The following is a 14830-nucleotide window of genomic DNA, read 5'->3' as shown; positions in this document are numbered from 1 at the left end:
CCTTAGCTTTAGGAGAGTGCAACCGGGAGCGGCTCGGCGTGGACGATCTGCAGGCGGCTGACCGCGCGGGTGAGGACGACGTACAGGCGGTGCAGGCCGCGGGGCTCGGCGGCGACGATGTGCGCTGGCTCGGCGACCACGACCGCGTCGAACTCGAGGCCCTTCGCCAGCGTGGCCGGTACGCAGACGAGCCGGACGGTGTCGACCTCGTCCTCGGTCTCCCCCAGCAGCGCAACCTCGAGGCCGTCGGCGACCAGAGCGTCCCGCAGCTCGCCGACCTGGTCGTCCGCGGCGATCAGCGCCACCGAGCCTTCGCCGGCCAGCGCCGTACGGCACTCGGCAACGATCCGGTCCGTGTACGACGCACCGTCGGTGGCCACGATGCTCAACGCGTTCGCGACCGTCCGGACGCCGGTCGGGGTGCTGAGCGTCGGCGCGATGACGGGCAGCAGCTTCGCCGCGAAGTTGATGATCTGCTCCGGCACGCGGAACCCGCGGTCGAGCTCGGCGATCACGCCGTCGCTCTTGCCGAGATGGCCGAGCACCTGGTCCCACGGGCCGGCCGCCCACGCGGTGGTCGCCTGCGCGAGGTCGCCGAGCACGGTCGCGGACCCGCTCCGGCAGCGCCGGCCGAGCGCCCGCAGCTGCATCGCGGACAGGTCCTGCGCCTCGTCCAGCACGAGGTGGCCGAGCGAACCGGTCCGGCGTTCGATCAGGTCCTCGAGTTCGTCGAGCAGGACCGTGTCCGCGAACGACCACTTCGCGGACTTCCACGAGCGAGCCGGCTTGGTCCACAACAGCGCCGCACGTTCCTCGTCCGTCAGGTCCGCGGCGGCCGCGGCGAGGAACTCGGCGTCGGAGAAGAGGCGGTGCAGGATCTGCTCGGGTACGACGCGCGGCCAGACCGCGTCGAGGACCTCCTTCACCGGCTTCGAGCGGGCGACGGCGTTCTGGACACGGTCGTCCGGAGACTCGGCGCGCTCCTCCATCCGGACCAGCACGACGTGCGCGATCCGTTGCGCGAGCGCGTTGCGGCCGGGGGCGTACCGGGTCGACTCACGCAGGTCCGACACGATGTCCACGACCTCGTAGTCGTGCACCCGGTAACGCCGGGATCCCTTGCTGTACAGGACTCCCGCGGTCGGCGTACCGACGTACGACCAGAGTGCGCGGCGCAGTACGCCGGCCATCCGCGCGTCGCCCTTGAGGGCCTCGGCCGCCGGCTCGTCGGTCGTCGTGGCCGGGCGCATCAACAGCTCGTCGATGGTGATCTGGCGTACGTCGACCTCGCCCAGCGCGGGGAGGACCTTGCGGATGTAGGACAGGAACGACTTGTTCGGCCCGACGATCACGACGCCGCTGCGGCCGAGGCGTTCGCGCTCGGTGTACAGCAGATACGCGACGCGGTGCAGGCCGACCGCGGTCTTCCCGGTGCCGGGCGCGCCCTGCACGCAGACGCTCGGATGCAGCGCGGCACGGACGAGGTCGTCCTGCTCGGGCTGGATCGTGGCGACGATGTCGCGCATCGGACCGGTCCGCGGGCGTTCGATCTCGGCGCGGAGGAAGGCGTCCGCCTGGTCGGTCTCGACGACGGCGGTCAGCGACTCGTCCTCGAAACCGGTCAGGTCGGCGTGATCAGAGAACCCGTACCGGCGGCGCATCAGCACGCGCTGCCGGTCGGTCTGGGTGGCGCGGTAGAACGGTACGGACACCGGTGCGCGCCAGTCGATCACCAGCGGTACGCCGGTGCCGTCGTGGACGTGCCGGCGGCCGATGTAGATCTGGTCGTGTCCCTCGATCGTGCCGGGCTCGTAGTCGAGCCGGCCGAAGAACAGCGGTACGTCGGGCAGGTCGAGGAGCGCGTGCGTGCGCATCTCCTTGGCCCGCTGGTTGGCCTCGTTGGTGAAGCGTTCGTCGTTGTCCTCGCCGCCGATGATCTGGACGTCACGGTCGACGACCTCGGCGTACATGGAGCGGAGCGCGGTGCGAGCGGTGGAAAGGTAGGCGCGTTCGGCCGCCAACTCAGGTTCGACCATCGGAGAAGAGCCTCGAATCGTAAGCTGGGTCCCGCCCCGGAGCAGATCCATCCGGTTCGATTCGATCCCGAAAAGACAGACCGGCGACGTTACCAGCGCCCGCCCGCCGCACGCGACCTATTTAACGCATCCACTCCGGGACATGCTGTGGGTCCCGAGGAAAGACGGCGAGGTCGTCCTGGTAGATGCGTTCGTCGACCTGGATCGACCACGCCGGCTTGTTGTCGTAGTCGAAGTCGGTGCTGAAGTGGCCGTCGGACGTGATGGTCAGCTGAGCTGTCAGCCAGGTGCCTTTGGACGGCTGGTACATCTCGCGGCGGAGTTCCTCGAAGTGGTCCTCGAGGCCTTCCGGCAACGGGTCGACCTGCGCCCCGTCGACGGTCGCGTCGAGTTCGGCGTACGACGAGGTGGCCCGGTAGACCGCGGTCACCGAACGCCAGCCGGCCGGCAACTCCGCGACCAGCGCACGGGCGATCGTGTCGATGACACCGATCTCGCTCAAGCCTCCACCTCGCTCCGCTCGGCTCCGGCCTGAGCGAGAATCTCGGCTCTGCTTATTGTTCGCTCGCTTCGCTCGCTCATCCGGCTCCCTTGCCGAGGGGTTTGGTCTCCCTGAAGATACGCCGCGGCGAACGGACACCTTCATGGTGGTCCGTCACGGTCCGGCTGGACGGGCGCCGGCTGTTGCGGTTCGGATGTTTGACGTCGATCGCGGCGTGCACCTGGATGCCGGAGGCACGCATCGCCTGCCAGGCGTCCTCGAGCCGCCGCCAGTTGTCGGGCACGCCCTTGATCATCCGGTTCTGTTCCCGGGACTGGGCGGTCAGGTTGAGCGACTCCCCCGGCCCTTCGAACTTGGTCGCGAACAGGTGCCCGCCGTCGTCGTTCGGCTGCCGGTCCGGCTCGCCGGCCTCGAGCTGCGCCTCGGCGTTGCGCCGGTCCTCGTCCTTGGCCACCGGTACCCACCCGAGCCAGCCCTCGGCATGCGTCACCCGGGCGCGGTCGTCGGTGACGTACAGGTAGCGGTCGTCGACGAGGTACACCGCCGACGGTTCCGGGGCCATCAGCCGCGGGTTCCAGTGGTCGACCCGACCGGACTTCTCCTTGTGCACCGGGAGTTCGGCGTACCTGTCCGGTACGACAGGTACGTCGTCCGGCCCGTAACCGACAACGCGGACGTCGGCCGGATCAGCAGGTTTCTCGATCCGGTCCGACGCCCGCGCCGGTTGTTCAGGCATGCAGTGTTTTATACAGGCCCTGTCTTAACAAGTGGTAGCGATCAGCCGTCGTTCTCCGCACCCGGGATGACCGCGCCCGGAACGTTCTGCGGCGCGAAGATCTGGCTCTCACCGGGGTACGGCGTCGACCAGTTGTGCGCCTCGTACCAGTCGTAGTGGTTCATCTGGGCCGGGTTCGCGAAGTCGGCCTTGGCGTTCGGGCCGGTGGTGTGCTGCTGGTCCTTCCACGCCGACCACTGCGCCGCCGTCGACTCCATGCCGGCCGGGACGGCCGCCGTCGGAGCCGCTGCGACGTTCGGGTTCTGCGCCGCGGGGGTGTCCGCGCCACAGGTCGGCAGCGGGTTCACGCCGCCGGTCAGCGAGGTCCGGTTGGCGAGCGCCGTGAACGGGGTGAAGTCCGGCTTGCTGGTGAAGGCACCGAACATCGGGGTGGCCGCGGTGTCCTTCTGGTTCATCGGCTTCATCCCGAGGATCTGCTCGATCGTCCGGATCATCGTGATCTGCGTGTAGTAGTGGCTGTCCGTCACGCCGTGCTGCGCGTACGGGCTGATGATCTGGATCGGCGCGCGGTGCCCGTCGACGTGGTCGAGCCCGGCCTGCGAATCGTCCTCGACGACGAAGATCGCCGAGTCCTTCCAGTACTTGCTGTGCGTGATCGCGTCCACGGTCCGGCCGACGGCCAGGTCGTTGTCGGCCACCTGCGCCGGGCCGTTCGCGGTCCCGCCGGTGTGGTCGTTGGAGTACCAGAACATGTTCAGGTTCGCCGGACCGTTCTTCTTGAAGTCCTTCTCCCAGACCTGTTCCTTGTAGATGTCCGGCACCGTGGTGTCGAACTGCGGGAAGCCCTGCACGGCGATCTTGTTCAGCGACGGGATCGCCGAGCCGACCTGGATCGGGTACTGGGTGTCGGCGCCGGCCTGCATCTGCTTGGTGTCGCAGTACAGGTTCTGCCAGGTGGCACCGGCCGGCTTCTTCTCGATCGAGAGGAACTCGCCGTAGTCCTTGACGGACTTACCGGCCGCCTGCGCACCGGTCCAGATGAAGCCGCTCTTCTGGTGGCCGAGGGCGTCGTCCTCGGTGTCGTAGCTGCGCAGGTACTCACCGGCCGAGGACTCGGTGTACTCCGGGTTGTCGGCCTGCATCAGCCAGTTGTGACCCTCGGCGGAGTTCGTGCCGATGTCGTAGGTGTTGTCGTACAGCCCGAACTGCTTGGCCAGCGCGTGCTGGTTCGGCGTCACGTTCTCGCCGTACTGCGTCAGCGCCGGGTTGCCGTTGCCCGCCGGGATGTCGCCGTACACCTGGTCGTAGGTGCGGTTCTCCTTGACGAGCAGGAACACGTGCTTGATCGTCGACGGGTCACCGAGCTTCGCCGGGACCGGCACCGGGTAGCGGTGACCCTGGTCCGTGGCGACCTGCGCCGAGCCGTTCGTCCAGCCGTTCTGGTCGAAGACGGTCTTGGTGTACTGCTTGATCGTCTGGTCGTCCGGCAGCTGGAACTTGGTCAGGCTCGACGTGGTGTCGTGCGTGCCGTGACCGGCGGCCGTGGTGTCGCGGCGGGCGTCGATGCCGCGGGTGTTCGAGACGACGATGTCCTTGCCGATCTGGGCGAGCTCGGCCGGGAAGTAGTCGGTCGGCAGCAGACCCACGTAGCTGACCGGCTCCAGCGGGTTGTTGTACTTGTAGACCGCGACCGCGTTCGCCCGTCCGAGCGACACCAGCAGGTGACCGTCGTCGGTGAGCGTGATGCCGTCGGGCTCGTACCCGACCGAGGCCTCGGCCCACGGCTGGGTGGCGATCGTCTGGGTGACCTTGCCCCACTTGGTGTTGATCACCGAGATCGTGTTGCTGGAGGTGTTCGCGACGAACACGGCGCCGTTCTTGGCGTAGATCGCGGTCGGGTGCAGGCCGACCGGGATGCTCGCCACCGCGGCGGACGGGTTCGTCGTGTCGATCACGCTGACCGTACCGGTCGTGGTGATCGCGTTCTGGTTCGCGACGACGTTCGTGCCGTACGAGTTGATCGTGGTGTCGCCGTCCTTCGCGGTGCGGCCACCCTCGTTGCTCACGTACAGCTTGCCGTCGACCATGACCAGGTCACGCGGGGCGTTGCCGGTCGCCCAGCTCTGCTTGATGGCGCCGGTCGCGGTGTCGATGGCGACCACCCGGTTCTGCCCGTTCACCGCGGAGTACACGGTCGAGCTGTCCGCGGAGAAGACCGCGGCGGCGGCCAGCGAGTGCTTGGTGCCATCGGCCGCGATCGGGACGAACGTCGGGTTCGCCAACGTTCCGTCCGCGTTCACGTCGAACTTCCGGTAGCCGTCGGTCTGCCCCAGCCAGACCTGCTTGCCGTCCGGCGAGTACGCCGGGCCTTCCTGTCCGACGTCGTTGCCCGGGATCTTCAGATCCGCTGCGGCGTTGTTGCCGATGTACTGCTGGACCTTCCAGTTCTTCAGGTCGACGACGGCCAGCGCCATCCCGCCGTCGGCCACCGCGGCGGCCAGGTGGCTGCCGTCCGGGCTGACCGTTGACGACATGATCTTGCCCTTCTGGAGGACGAGACGGTCGCCGATCGGCTTGATGTACTGGTCGGACGAGATGACCTGGCCCTTGTCGGTGACCTGCCCGACCTGGTCCTGTCCGAAGCCCGTCGTCGAGGCGACGGCGGTGCCGGCGAGGGCCACGGCGACAGCCGTGGTACCCGCCGTGACCAGTGGTACCCTGCGCCGGAGGGGGCTGGACGGGCCCGCTTCGTCACGCCTGCGTCGGCGTGTTACCTGCATGGGGGTAATCCCTTCGGGTTGGCACTACTTGACGGGTAGCAGTTCGATGTTGCCGTCGAACTGCCACAGTGGGTTCGGTTCGTCCCCGGACGGGGTGCGGACCAGGAAGAAGCCGTTCACTTCTTTCGGTCCGTCCCCGTCGGCGACGTACCGACCGAGTGGGTTGATGTCGAGCTGGTAGATCGCCGAACCGGCGACTTCCACGCCCGGGATGTGCCAGCTGACCACGCATCGCCAGTCGTTGCCGGGCCCGCGCGCGGCGACCTGGTCGCCGCCCTTCGTGCACTCGGCAGCGGTCTGCAGCTGGGACTCGGTGACATCGGCCCGGTTCAGCTGCTTGGTCTGCAGGCGGTAGAGATGCGCGAACTCGATCGCGACCGAGCGCTGCACCTTGTTCTGGTCGATGCCCGAGCCGAAGCCGGCCACCGGAGCGAGCGCGGCGGTGCTGAGACCGAGCAGTACGACGAGCGGCACCAGGCCGGCCGTCAACGCCCGGTGGCCGGAGCCGTCATGCGTCGGATTGGTGAAGTCACGGCGTACGAACAAGAAGTACGCAAGGCCGGTCGCGACGATCGCCCAGACCAGACTGACGATGACGCCGATCAGCAGCGGGCCGCGCTGTGCGGGGCTGGTGAACAGCCCGTTCCAGCTGATGAACGCGTAGCCCGGCAACGCCAGCCGTACGGCAACCGGTACAGGGAGCTGTTGCACGATCTGCATCGCAAGCGCGACCACCGCGGGAAGCAGCAGGCCCATCGGCGAACGGCCCATTGCGACCGAACCGAGCAGACCGATCGCGGCCAGCGCGAGCGTCGGCGCGAGCGCGCACAGCCAGGCGAGCATGACCGTGCCGAACGCGTTGCCCGGCGAGAGCAGGTGCCCGTCGAGGCCGATCAGCTGACGGTTGCCGACGACAAGCAATCCGCTGACCGTGCTCGACACGACCAGGCCGATCACCAGTACGACGATCACGGTCAGACTGGACAGCGCCTTCGAGACGAAGATCCGGCGCGGCGAGCGGACCGCGACCAGCAGATGCCGCCAGGTACCGAGCCGGTCCTCGGACGCGAACACGTCGCCGGCGACCAGCGAGGTCAGCAGCGGCAGCGCCCAGGATCCGGAAAAGCCCAGTAGTACAAGGGGTCCGGCCCAGCCGGTCGCGTGCATCATCCGGCCGAACAACGTGTCGACCGGGAGCGACGCCTGCTGGCTGACCACGGTGACGAACGCGGCCGGCGCCAGCCAGCACGCGACGAGCAGGACGCGGACGCGCCACTGCGAGAGCAGTTTGACGAGCTCGAAACGGTACCCGCGGGTGATCGGGACTCGCCGTACGACAGGGGTGTCGGGGGCAGCCGTGGCGGCTGTCATCAGTTCGTCTCCTGCTGCTCGGTGAGGGCGGCCTGTTCGGTCAGGGCGAGGAAGGCAGCTTCGAGCGGCGACACGACCGGCGCGAGTTCGCGGACGGCGACGTTGTCCTGGACGAGCCGCTTCACGTACTCGTCCAGCGAGGGCACCGGCGCCGAGACGACCAGCAGATCCGCGTCGTCGTCGGTCACGTGCAGGCGGACGCCCGGCGTCTCGCGGGCCAGCCGCCGGGCGATCACCGGGTTCGAGGTGAGGACGCGGTAGTCGAGCTCGCTGTCCTCGGACGCCAGCTTGCTGATCGGGCCGGTGAACGCGACCCGCCCGGTGGCCAGGATCGTCACCTCGGAGCAGAGCGCCTCGACGTCGTCCATCCGGTGGCTCGACAGCATTACGGCGGTACCGTCGGCGGCCAGCTTGGTCAGTACGCCGTACACGTGCTTCTTGCCCGCCGGGTCGAGGCCGTTCGACGGCTCGTCCAGGATCAGCAGCCGCGGCCTGGTGAGCAGCGCGGCCGCGAGACCGAGGCGCTGGCGCATGCCGAGCGAGAACCCGCGGACCCGGTCGTCGGCGACGTCGGTGAGGCCGACCTGCTCGATCGCCTCGTCGATCTTCATCGTGCCGTCGCCGCGCAGGGCGGCGAGCGCGGACAGGTTCTGGCGGGCGGTCATCGACGGGTACAGGCCGGGGCCGTCGACGAAACCGGCCACCCCTTCGGGTACGGCCAGAGCGCGGCCGACCGGCGTACCGAGGACCTCCAGCGTGCCCTTGTCGGCAACAGCGAGTCCGAGCAACAGACCGAGCAACGTGGTCTTGCCGGCTCCGTTCGGTCCCACCAGGCCGTGGAGCTGACCCGGTGCGACGTCGAGGTCGACGCCATCGAGCGCTACGACCTCACCGAAGTACTTCGTGATGCCGCGGGCACGGACAGCGGGCGGTGTGTCCATGGTGAATACATTAGAAAGGGATGTACGGTCACGTGAAGACCGAAGGTTAACTATTGGCGAACGAGCAGCAACTGATTGCAGTTGATGTCTCAGCGACTTCTCAGTTGTGTCTCAATTCTCGTCGCTGCTCAGGTCCGGTCGTCGGGGGCAACATACAAGAAGGTGGGTCCGGCGGTGGTCTGCTCGTCCTCGCTGAGCTGCATGAGCTTGAGCACCTCGGCCTTCAAGCCGAACATGGCGCGGGTGGCGTCGCGGATGATCTCCGGCTCGCCGGTGAAGGTCCGTTCGAGCAGGAACAGCAGCGTGCAGTAGGTGTTGTCGAACTCTTCCTGGGCGGCGCGGATCTGCGGGTTGCCGGAGCGGTGCGGGTTCGGCTGCATCGGGGAGACGCCCGCGAGGTCGACCGTCACGGGTTCGCCGGTCGGGCCGGACTGCGGGGTGTCGCCGCGCTGGTAGCGGCGGCCGAGCTTCAGTTCCTGGAAGCGGTAGTAGTGCGCGACCTCGTCGCGGTCCGGGTGGAAGATGTCGTGGTCGCCGTCCCAGACCTCGCCGCGCGCCGTACCTTCGCCCTGCTCGACGATCTCCTCGAGCGCGGCCAGCGCCGAGTCGAAGCCGGTGACGGGCCGCACCACGCCGTCGGTGTGGTGGAACGGGCCGGCAGTCACCTGGCGAGCCGGGTCGCCGGAGAAGACTTTGTCCTCACCGAGCGTCTCGCACAGGTTCCGCAGGCCGTCTTCGATCGCGTCGTAGAACTGACCGATCGTCTCGTAGTGGTCGCTCTCCCCCGGCGCACCGGGCGCCTCGGGCTTCTCGAGCCGCAGGAACATCTCCAGCGCGTCCGGCCCGAACGGCAGCAGCGACAGCTTGATGTCGCCGTGCGGTAGCTGCCGAGGGTACCCCGGCAGGTTGTCCGGCGTGTCCAGCCGCGGCTCGCCACCGACGGCGTTCAGCAGGTTGCACGCCAGCGAGAGATGGATCATCTCCTCGACGAAGACGCTGCTCACCAGCTCGACGGCGTCCGGGTTCCGCGCCGGGTCGAGCGAGTACAACGCGCAAAGGTACGGCGGAAGCGTCGAGTGCTCGAGCTCGATCGCCCACTGCAGATGCTGACGAAGACTGTCGACGGTGTCGATCCGCTGATTCATACCTGTTGAGACAGCGCAGGCCGAGCGTTTGTGACCGTCACAGAACGTCGGCCTGCTTTGTCTTCACCAGCAGACGCAAGCTACGGAAGGTGAAAGCTGATGAGTGACACCAGCCGGCGGTCGACCGCCTGGCAGACCGCGCTGACGATGCTGCTGGAGATCGAACCGCCGTTCGTCCCCGAGGGATTCCACGCGATGACCGTGACGATCGACTACCCGGCCGGCGATCCCGGGGCGCCGCCGCATCGGCACTCGGGCCCGGCGTTCGGGTATGTCGTCGAGGGCGAGATGCTGTTCGAGTTGCAGGGCGAGGCGCCGCGGGTGATCAAGGCGGGCGAGGCGTTCTGGGAGCCGGGTGGCGACCTCATCCACTTCCAGGACGGCAACAACCGTTCCGACGTACCGCTGAAGTTCGTCGTGACGATGCTGTGTGCTCCCGGTCAGGAGATGTTCACGCTGGTGCCCGAGGACGAGCTGGCGCGGCTTCAGCGGTAGGCGCGGGCCTGGAGTTCGAAGAGTTCGGCGTAGCGGCCGCCGGCGGCGAGGAGGTCCTCGTGGGTGCCGAACTCTTCGATCCGGCCTCGGTGCATGACGACGATCAGGTCGGCCATCCGGACGGTGGAGAAGCGGTGCGAGACCAGGACGGTGATGCCGCCGGTCTCGGTGGCGGCGATCTTGGCGGCGTCGGCGTACTGCTCGTAGAGGCGGTGTTCGGCCTCCGGGTCGAGCGCGGCGGTCGGCTCGTCGAGGAGGAGGAGCAGTGGGCGTTCGCGCATGAACGCCCGCGCCAGCGCGAGCCGCTGCCACTGACCGCCGGACAGCTCGACGCCGTCGGCGAACTTCTTGCCCAGCTGGGAGTCCAGCCCGTGCGGAAGCCCGGCGACGACCGACTCAGCGTCGCCCCGACCGATCGCGGTCAGTACGGCGTCCTCGTCGCCGGCGCGCGTGAGGTCGCCGATCGCGACCACCTCGCGGGCGGTGAACTCGAACTTCACGAAGTCCTGGAACCCTGCTGACAGCTGCGACCGCCACGCATCCGGCTGGATCGTCGCCAGGTCCACGCCGTCGACCAGGATCCGGCCGGTGGTCGGGTCGTACATCCGGGCGAGCAGCTTGACCAGCGTCGTCTTGCCGGCGCCGTTCTCCCCCACCAGCGCCACCGCCGCCCCGGCCGGCACGGTCAGGTTGATCCCGCTCAGCACCGCTGATTCCGAACCCGGATAGGAGAATCCGACGTCGCGCAGCTCGATGCCTTCGGTGATCCGCCTCGGCGCCGGGGTCCGGCTGGAACGCCACGAGTTCTGCTTGGCGTACTCCCGCAGCCAGTCGTAGCGGCTGAAGCTCCGGATCACCTCGCCGACCCAGTACACGTTCTGCGCGATACCGCCGGTCATCTGGTCCACCTGCGGCGCGAGCAACAGCACGAGGACGACGTCACCCGCGGTCGCCTGCCCGTTCCGCGCGCGGGCGACGACCCAGACGATCGCGACCGCGTACGCGAGGCCGAACACCAGCCGGACGGCGCCGTCGACCTTCCCGCCCCACCGCGCCGCGGCCACCCGCCGGTCGAACCGCTCGGTCTGCAACGCGAAGATCCTGTCCAGCAAGACCTTCCCGAGGCCGAACACGCGTACCTCGAGACCCATCCGCGGGTCCTTCGCGACGTCGATCAGCCGGTCGACCAGTCGCTCCTGCGGCATCGAGTCCTCCCATGCCTTCTGCTGGCGCGTGCTGCTCAGGTACGCCGACCAGATCCGCGCGCCACCGAGCAGGGGAAGCACGAGCAGCACCGGGTGCACCGACCCGAGCAGCGTCAGCACGGTCACTGTGTTGGTCACAGTGGCGAACGCCCACAGCAGGACCTCGGCGCCGACGCCCATCCGCCACGCCCGTTCGCGAACCAGTTCGAGCTTGTCGGCGACCTCGGGCCGCTCGTGGTGCGACAGCCCCGGGATCCCGGTCGTGACGTCCAGCAGGTCCGCGTGCACGCGACCCGCCATCCGCTCCTGTGCCGTGTCCTGCAGCGGCCAGCCGAGGGTGTCCGCGACGAACGACACCGCGAGGCCGCCGACGATGATCGCGATACTGAGCGCGATCGTGCTCGACCGGTCCGACGCGATCCCGTCGACGAGCCGGCTCACGCCGTACGTCTGGGCCGGTGCCGTGATCGCCCGGAGCGCAACGAGCACGGTAGAGGCCGTCATCAGCAAGGGCGCCGCCCGGAACGACGTGGTGATCCACAGCCGGAAGATCCGCAGGCTCTGCGTCAGCCTAGGCATCGACTGCCTCCGGCCCGGTCACGTACCGCTCGGCCTGCAGCCGGAACATCCCGGCGTAGGCACCGTCCTGCGCGAGCAGTGCCTCGTGCGTGCCGTCCTCGACGATCCGGCCGTCGGACAGCACGCAGATCCGGTCCGCGTTCCGCACCACGGAGAACCGGTGCGAGATGATCAACGACGCGACCCCCGAGGTCAGCTCGAGGTACCGCTCCACGAGCTCCGCCTCGGCCCGTACGTCGAGAGCGGCCGCCGGCTCGTCCAGCACCAGAACACCCGCGCCGGCATGTACGGCGAACAAGGCCCGGGCCAGCGCGACCCGCTGCCACTCGCCTCCGGACAGGTCCACCCCACTGTCGAACGTCTTGTCCAGCACGGTGTCCCAGCCCTTCGGCAGCCCGCGAACGACGGCGTCGATCCCGGACTCGCGCGCCACCCGGGCCAACGTCAGCTCGTCACCTTCACGTTCGACCGCGCCGAACACGACGTTGTCCGTGACGGACAGGGGGAACCGGACGAAGTCCTGGACGATCGCCGCCACCCGCCGCTGCCACGCGGCCAGGTCGAGCTCGGCCAGGTCCACGCCGTCGACGAGGATCCGGCCGCTGGTCGGCTTGTACGCCCCACCGAGCAGCTTCACCAGGGTGGACTTCCCGGCGCCGTTGATGCCGACCAACGCGAGCGCCTCATGGGCGTGGATCGTGAGGTCGAGATCCCGCAGGACAGCGGTGTCCGAACCCGGGTAGTGGAAGCTCACCTTCTCGAAACGGATCTCCCGCGCCGGCATCGTCGCGATCCGGTGCCCGGTGGCGAGCTCCCGCTCGGGGTGCCGGGAGGCGATCACCTCTGGCAGGTCCCGCATCGCGCGGTACGCCGAGAGCCCGCGACGGACCTGCACCACGGCGAACCCGTTGGCCGACTGACCGATCGCGAGGATCGCGGGCAGCGTCGTCGCGACCTGCGTCAACGGCAGCGAGCCGTGCAGCGCGGCCCTGCCGACCGCGAGGATCGCGATGCCGTTCACCGTCAGGTGCACCGCGCCGAGCACCAGCGTCCACTTGGTGTTCCGCCGGCGCCGGTCCCAGACCGGACGGTACCCGTCGGTCCACTCGCGCACGTACCGCTGGACGATCCAGTTGTGCAGGCCGAAGACCCGCAGCTCCTTCGGCGCGTCGCGCATGCCCAGGTCGAACGCGTAGCTCGCCCGGCGCTGCTCCTCGGTGTTGCCCCACCAGGTGTCGATCTCACGCTCGATCAGCCGGCCGTAGTACCACTCCGAGAGGATCGTCATCGCGAGCAGCATCGCAGCCACCCACCACGCGAACATCGCGCCGACGATCACCGACGACCCGACCAGCGTGACCCGGCTCGCGAGCAACCACGGCAGCTGACTGAGACCCTGCGCGAGATGGAATCCACCTTTGCCCTTCGCGCGCTCCTGCACGTCCAGCACCTCGGCGTCCTCGAGGTGCTCGATCCGCCGTGGCTTCAGCAGCGGCTCGGTGATGCCGGTGCCGATCGCGCGGACCAGGCCGGCGTCCATCACCATCGACGCGACCTGCTGCGCGGCCGGCTTCAGGCTGTCGACCACGAACACCACCAGCAGCGCGCCGAGCAACCAGCTGAACTCACCGAACGGCATCGCGCCCGGGCCGCCATTGACCACACCTGGAACCGCCCCGACGACCCGGCCGGTCAGCAACGTGACCGCCAGCCCCAGCAGTGAGCCGAGGACAGCCAGACCCATCGTCAGCAGGGTGCTTCCAGGTGCAACTCGAACGCCGTACCGCAGGAGAGTCAGCACCTCAAAGACCGTAGTGCCGACCACCGACAAAATGCATCCGAGTTTCCGGACAGGACCGCAATCAGGTCAGAGGATGCCGCGATCCGCGAACGCCTTCTGCACGACCGCCGCCTGGCTCGGACCGTACAGCGACCGCGCGGTCGCGACCGTCTGTTGCGCCGCCGCCGCGAAGCTGGTGTCCGGCGCGAAGCCGAACTGCGCGTCGATGATGAGCCGGTCGGCCACTGCCGGACCGAGCGCGGTACGGATCTGGTACAGCGCCCGCGACCAGATCTCGCCGTCCGCGTGCACCTCACCGACCACGTCCTGCGGGTAGTGCTTGTTCATGTCCAGCCGCCGCAGGCAGTGCGGTGACGTCGAGGTGTACGACGTCGAGTCCCAGTCCGCCACGCAGGCCAGGTCCACCCGTTCGGGTACGCCGTACTGCTTGGCCACCCAGTCGCCGACCGTCACCGCGAAGTAGTCGCCGAACGCCTCGCCGATCGAACCGGCCTCCTCCGACGACCCGAACCCGGGCACCTGTGCGGCATGGACGGCGTGACCGGTCTCGTGCACGATCACCTCGCCGTCCTCCGCGTCGTCCACGCCGCCCTTGCCCAGGGTGATGATGTCGGGGTTGTCCCGCTCGAAGGAGTTGTCCTGACCGTACTGGTCGACCCTGTAGTCCTGGCTCTCCGCGTTCACCGGCGGCAGGTCGCGCCCGAAGCCCAGCGACTGCAGGTACTTCTGCGACTGCGTGCCCCAGAAGTACGTCATCACCTGCTCGAACTGGTCGTCGTGCCGGTTGTAGAAGTACGTCCCGTTCGTGGTGTACGCCGGAGTACCGGTCGTACTGCGGACGTTGGCCCACGTGCCGTTCAGGTAGCCGGAGCCGTCCAGGTCGGTCAGCGTCACCTCGTAGTAGTCCCCCTGCGGCACGGCAGCCGCCGAGTCCTTCTGGTCGGTGAGATTCTCGTCGCCGCTGGACTGCACCGGGTTCGGGATGAACACCCATGCCTTCGCGGTCGTCGCGCCGGTCGGCGGCTTCGCCTGCGCCGGGGCGGCCACCCCGGCAGCCAGGGCCAGCACCGCCGCCGAGGTCAGGGCAACACTCGTAGTCCAGGTTTTCGACGACATCGGCGCTCCAGAGACTGGCAGGGAAAGTAGCTCCCACACGGTAGACCGCGGTCGCGGCCCGGGGAAGATTTCGCCGGAGGACGGGGGATTACCCTCGTTCCAGCGACGTCGTGCCGGAGGGGG

General features: G+C 68.5%; 11 protein-coding genes. 1 reads left to right on the top strand and 10 read right to left on the bottom strand.

What is annotated here, in order from left to right; genetic code table 11:
• Positions 1–8: 8 nt before the first annotated feature.
• The 7 genes from ACZ5BU_RS24310 to ACZ5BU_RS24280 all read right to left on the bottom strand — a co-directional run bounded on the left by ACZ5BU_RS24310 (position 9) and on the right by ACZ5BU_RS24280 (position 9511).
• Entirely contained in the window at positions 9–2036 is a 2028-nt protein-coding gene (locus ACZ5BU_RS24310; protein ID WP_465702375.1) for a HelD family protein, read from the bottom strand.
• Between the two features lie 121 nt (positions 2037–2157).
• Positions 2158–2538, bottom strand: coding sequence for an immunity protein YezG family protein (locus ACZ5BU_RS24305; RefSeq protein ID WP_465702373.1), 381 nt, complete (start codon positions 2536–2538; stop codon positions 2158–2160).
• A 76-nt stretch (positions 2539–2614) separates the two neighbouring features.
• Positions 2615–3274, bottom strand: coding sequence for a DNA/RNA non-specific endonuclease (locus ACZ5BU_RS24300; RefSeq protein ID WP_465702371.1), 660 nt, complete (start codon positions 3272–3274; stop codon positions 2615–2617).
• A 41-nt stretch (positions 3275–3315) separates the two neighbouring features.
• Positions 3316–5955 carry an alkaline phosphatase family protein gene (locus ACZ5BU_RS24295; RefSeq protein WP_465702369.1) on the bottom strand — a complete coding sequence of 880 codons (2640 nt, stop codon included), beginning with the start codon at positions 5953–5955 and terminating at the stop codon, positions 3316–3318.
• A gap of 123 nt (positions 5956–6078) precedes the next feature.
• The gene (locus tag ACZ5BU_RS24290; protein ID WP_465702367.1) at positions 6079–7425 is read right to left on the bottom strand and encodes an ABC transporter permease; all 1347 of its coding nucleotides are present in this window, start codon (positions 7423–7425) and stop codon (positions 6079–6081) included.
• Complete coding sequence (locus tag ACZ5BU_RS24285) at positions 7425–8366, bottom strand: ABC transporter ATP-binding protein (protein WP_465702365.1); 942 nt, start codon at positions 8364–8366, stop codon at positions 7425–7427. The genes ACZ5BU_RS24290 and ACZ5BU_RS24285 overlap by 1 nt, the downstream gene beginning before the upstream one ends.
• A 128-nt stretch (positions 8367–8494) precedes the next feature.
• Positions 8495–9511, bottom strand: a complete 1017-nt coding sequence (locus tag ACZ5BU_RS24280; protein ID WP_465702363.1) for a ferritin-like domain-containing protein — start codon at positions 9509–9511, stop codon at positions 8495–8497.
• A 99-nt stretch (positions 9512–9610) separates the two neighbouring features.
• Here ACZ5BU_RS24280 and ACZ5BU_RS24275 point away from each other — a divergent pair, with 99 nt between their 5' ends.
• Positions 9611–10006 carry a cupin domain-containing protein gene (locus ACZ5BU_RS24275; RefSeq protein WP_465702361.1) on the top strand — a complete coding sequence of 132 codons (396 nt, stop codon included), beginning with the start codon at positions 9611–9613 and terminating at the stop codon, positions 10004–10006.
• Here ACZ5BU_RS24275 and ACZ5BU_RS24270 read toward each other — a convergent pair.
• The 3 genes from ACZ5BU_RS24270 to ACZ5BU_RS24260 form a co-directional block, all read right to left on the bottom strand.
• A complete protein-coding gene (locus tag ACZ5BU_RS24270; RefSeq protein WP_465702359.1) occupies positions 9997–11790 on the bottom strand; it encodes an ABC transporter ATP-binding protein in 1794 nt (597 codons plus the stop codon). The two genes, ACZ5BU_RS24275 and ACZ5BU_RS24270, sit on opposite strands and share 10 nt — an antisense overlap.
• On the bottom strand, positions 11783–13534 hold the full coding sequence (locus ACZ5BU_RS24265; protein ID WP_465702357.1) for an ABC transporter ATP-binding protein: 1752 nt from the start codon (positions 13532–13534) through the stop codon (positions 11783–11785). Before ACZ5BU_RS24265 ends, ACZ5BU_RS24270 begins: the two co-directional genes overlap by 8 nt.
• Positions 13535–13657: 123 nt before the next feature.
• Positions 13658–14707, bottom strand: a complete 1050-nt coding sequence (locus ACZ5BU_RS24260; protein WP_465702355.1) for a M4 family metallopeptidase — start codon at positions 14705–14707, stop codon at positions 13658–13660.
• Positions 14708–14830 lie beyond the last annotated feature (123 nt).

It is taken from the genome of Kribbella sp. NPDC031520, assembly GCF_055580825.1.
This window is presented reverse-complemented; position numbering and strand designations above follow the sequence as displayed.

Excerpts from the sequence above, each read along its gene's own strand:
- ACZ5BU_RS24280 (WP_465702363.1), bottom strand. The coding sequence starts at position 9,511 with ATGAATCAGCGGATCGACACCGTCGACAGTCTTCGTCAGCATCTGCAG.
- ACZ5BU_RS24285 (WP_465702365.1), bottom strand. The coding sequence starts at position 8,366 with ATGGACACACCGCCCGCTGTCCGTGCCCGCGGCATCACGAAGTACTTC.
- ACZ5BU_RS24260 (WP_465702355.1), bottom strand. The coding sequence starts at position 14,707 with ATGTCGTCGAAAACCTGGACTACGAGTGTTGCCCTGACCTCGGCGGCG.
- ACZ5BU_RS24300 (WP_465702371.1), bottom strand. The coding sequence starts at position 3,274 with ATGCCTGAACAACCGGCGCGGGCGTCGGACCGGATCGAGAAACCTGCT.
- ACZ5BU_RS24290 (WP_465702367.1), bottom strand. The coding sequence starts at position 7,425 with ATGACAGCCGCCACGGCTGCCCCCGACACCCCTGTCGTACGGCGAGTC.
- ACZ5BU_RS24265 (WP_465702357.1), bottom strand. The coding sequence starts at position 13,534 with ATGGGTCTGGCTGTCCTCGGCTCACTGCTGGGGCTGGCGGTCACGTTG.
- ACZ5BU_RS24270 (WP_465702359.1), bottom strand. The coding sequence starts at position 11,790 with ATGCCTAGGCTGACGCAGAGCCTGCGGATCTTCCGGCTGTGGATCACC.
- ACZ5BU_RS24310 (WP_465702375.1), bottom strand. The coding sequence starts at position 2,036 with ATGGTCGAACCTGAGTTGGCGGCCGAACGCGCCTACCTTTCCACCGCT.
- ACZ5BU_RS24275 (WP_465702361.1), top strand. The coding sequence starts at position 9,611 with ATGAGTGACACCAGCCGGCGGTCGACCGCCTGGCAGACCGCGCTGACG.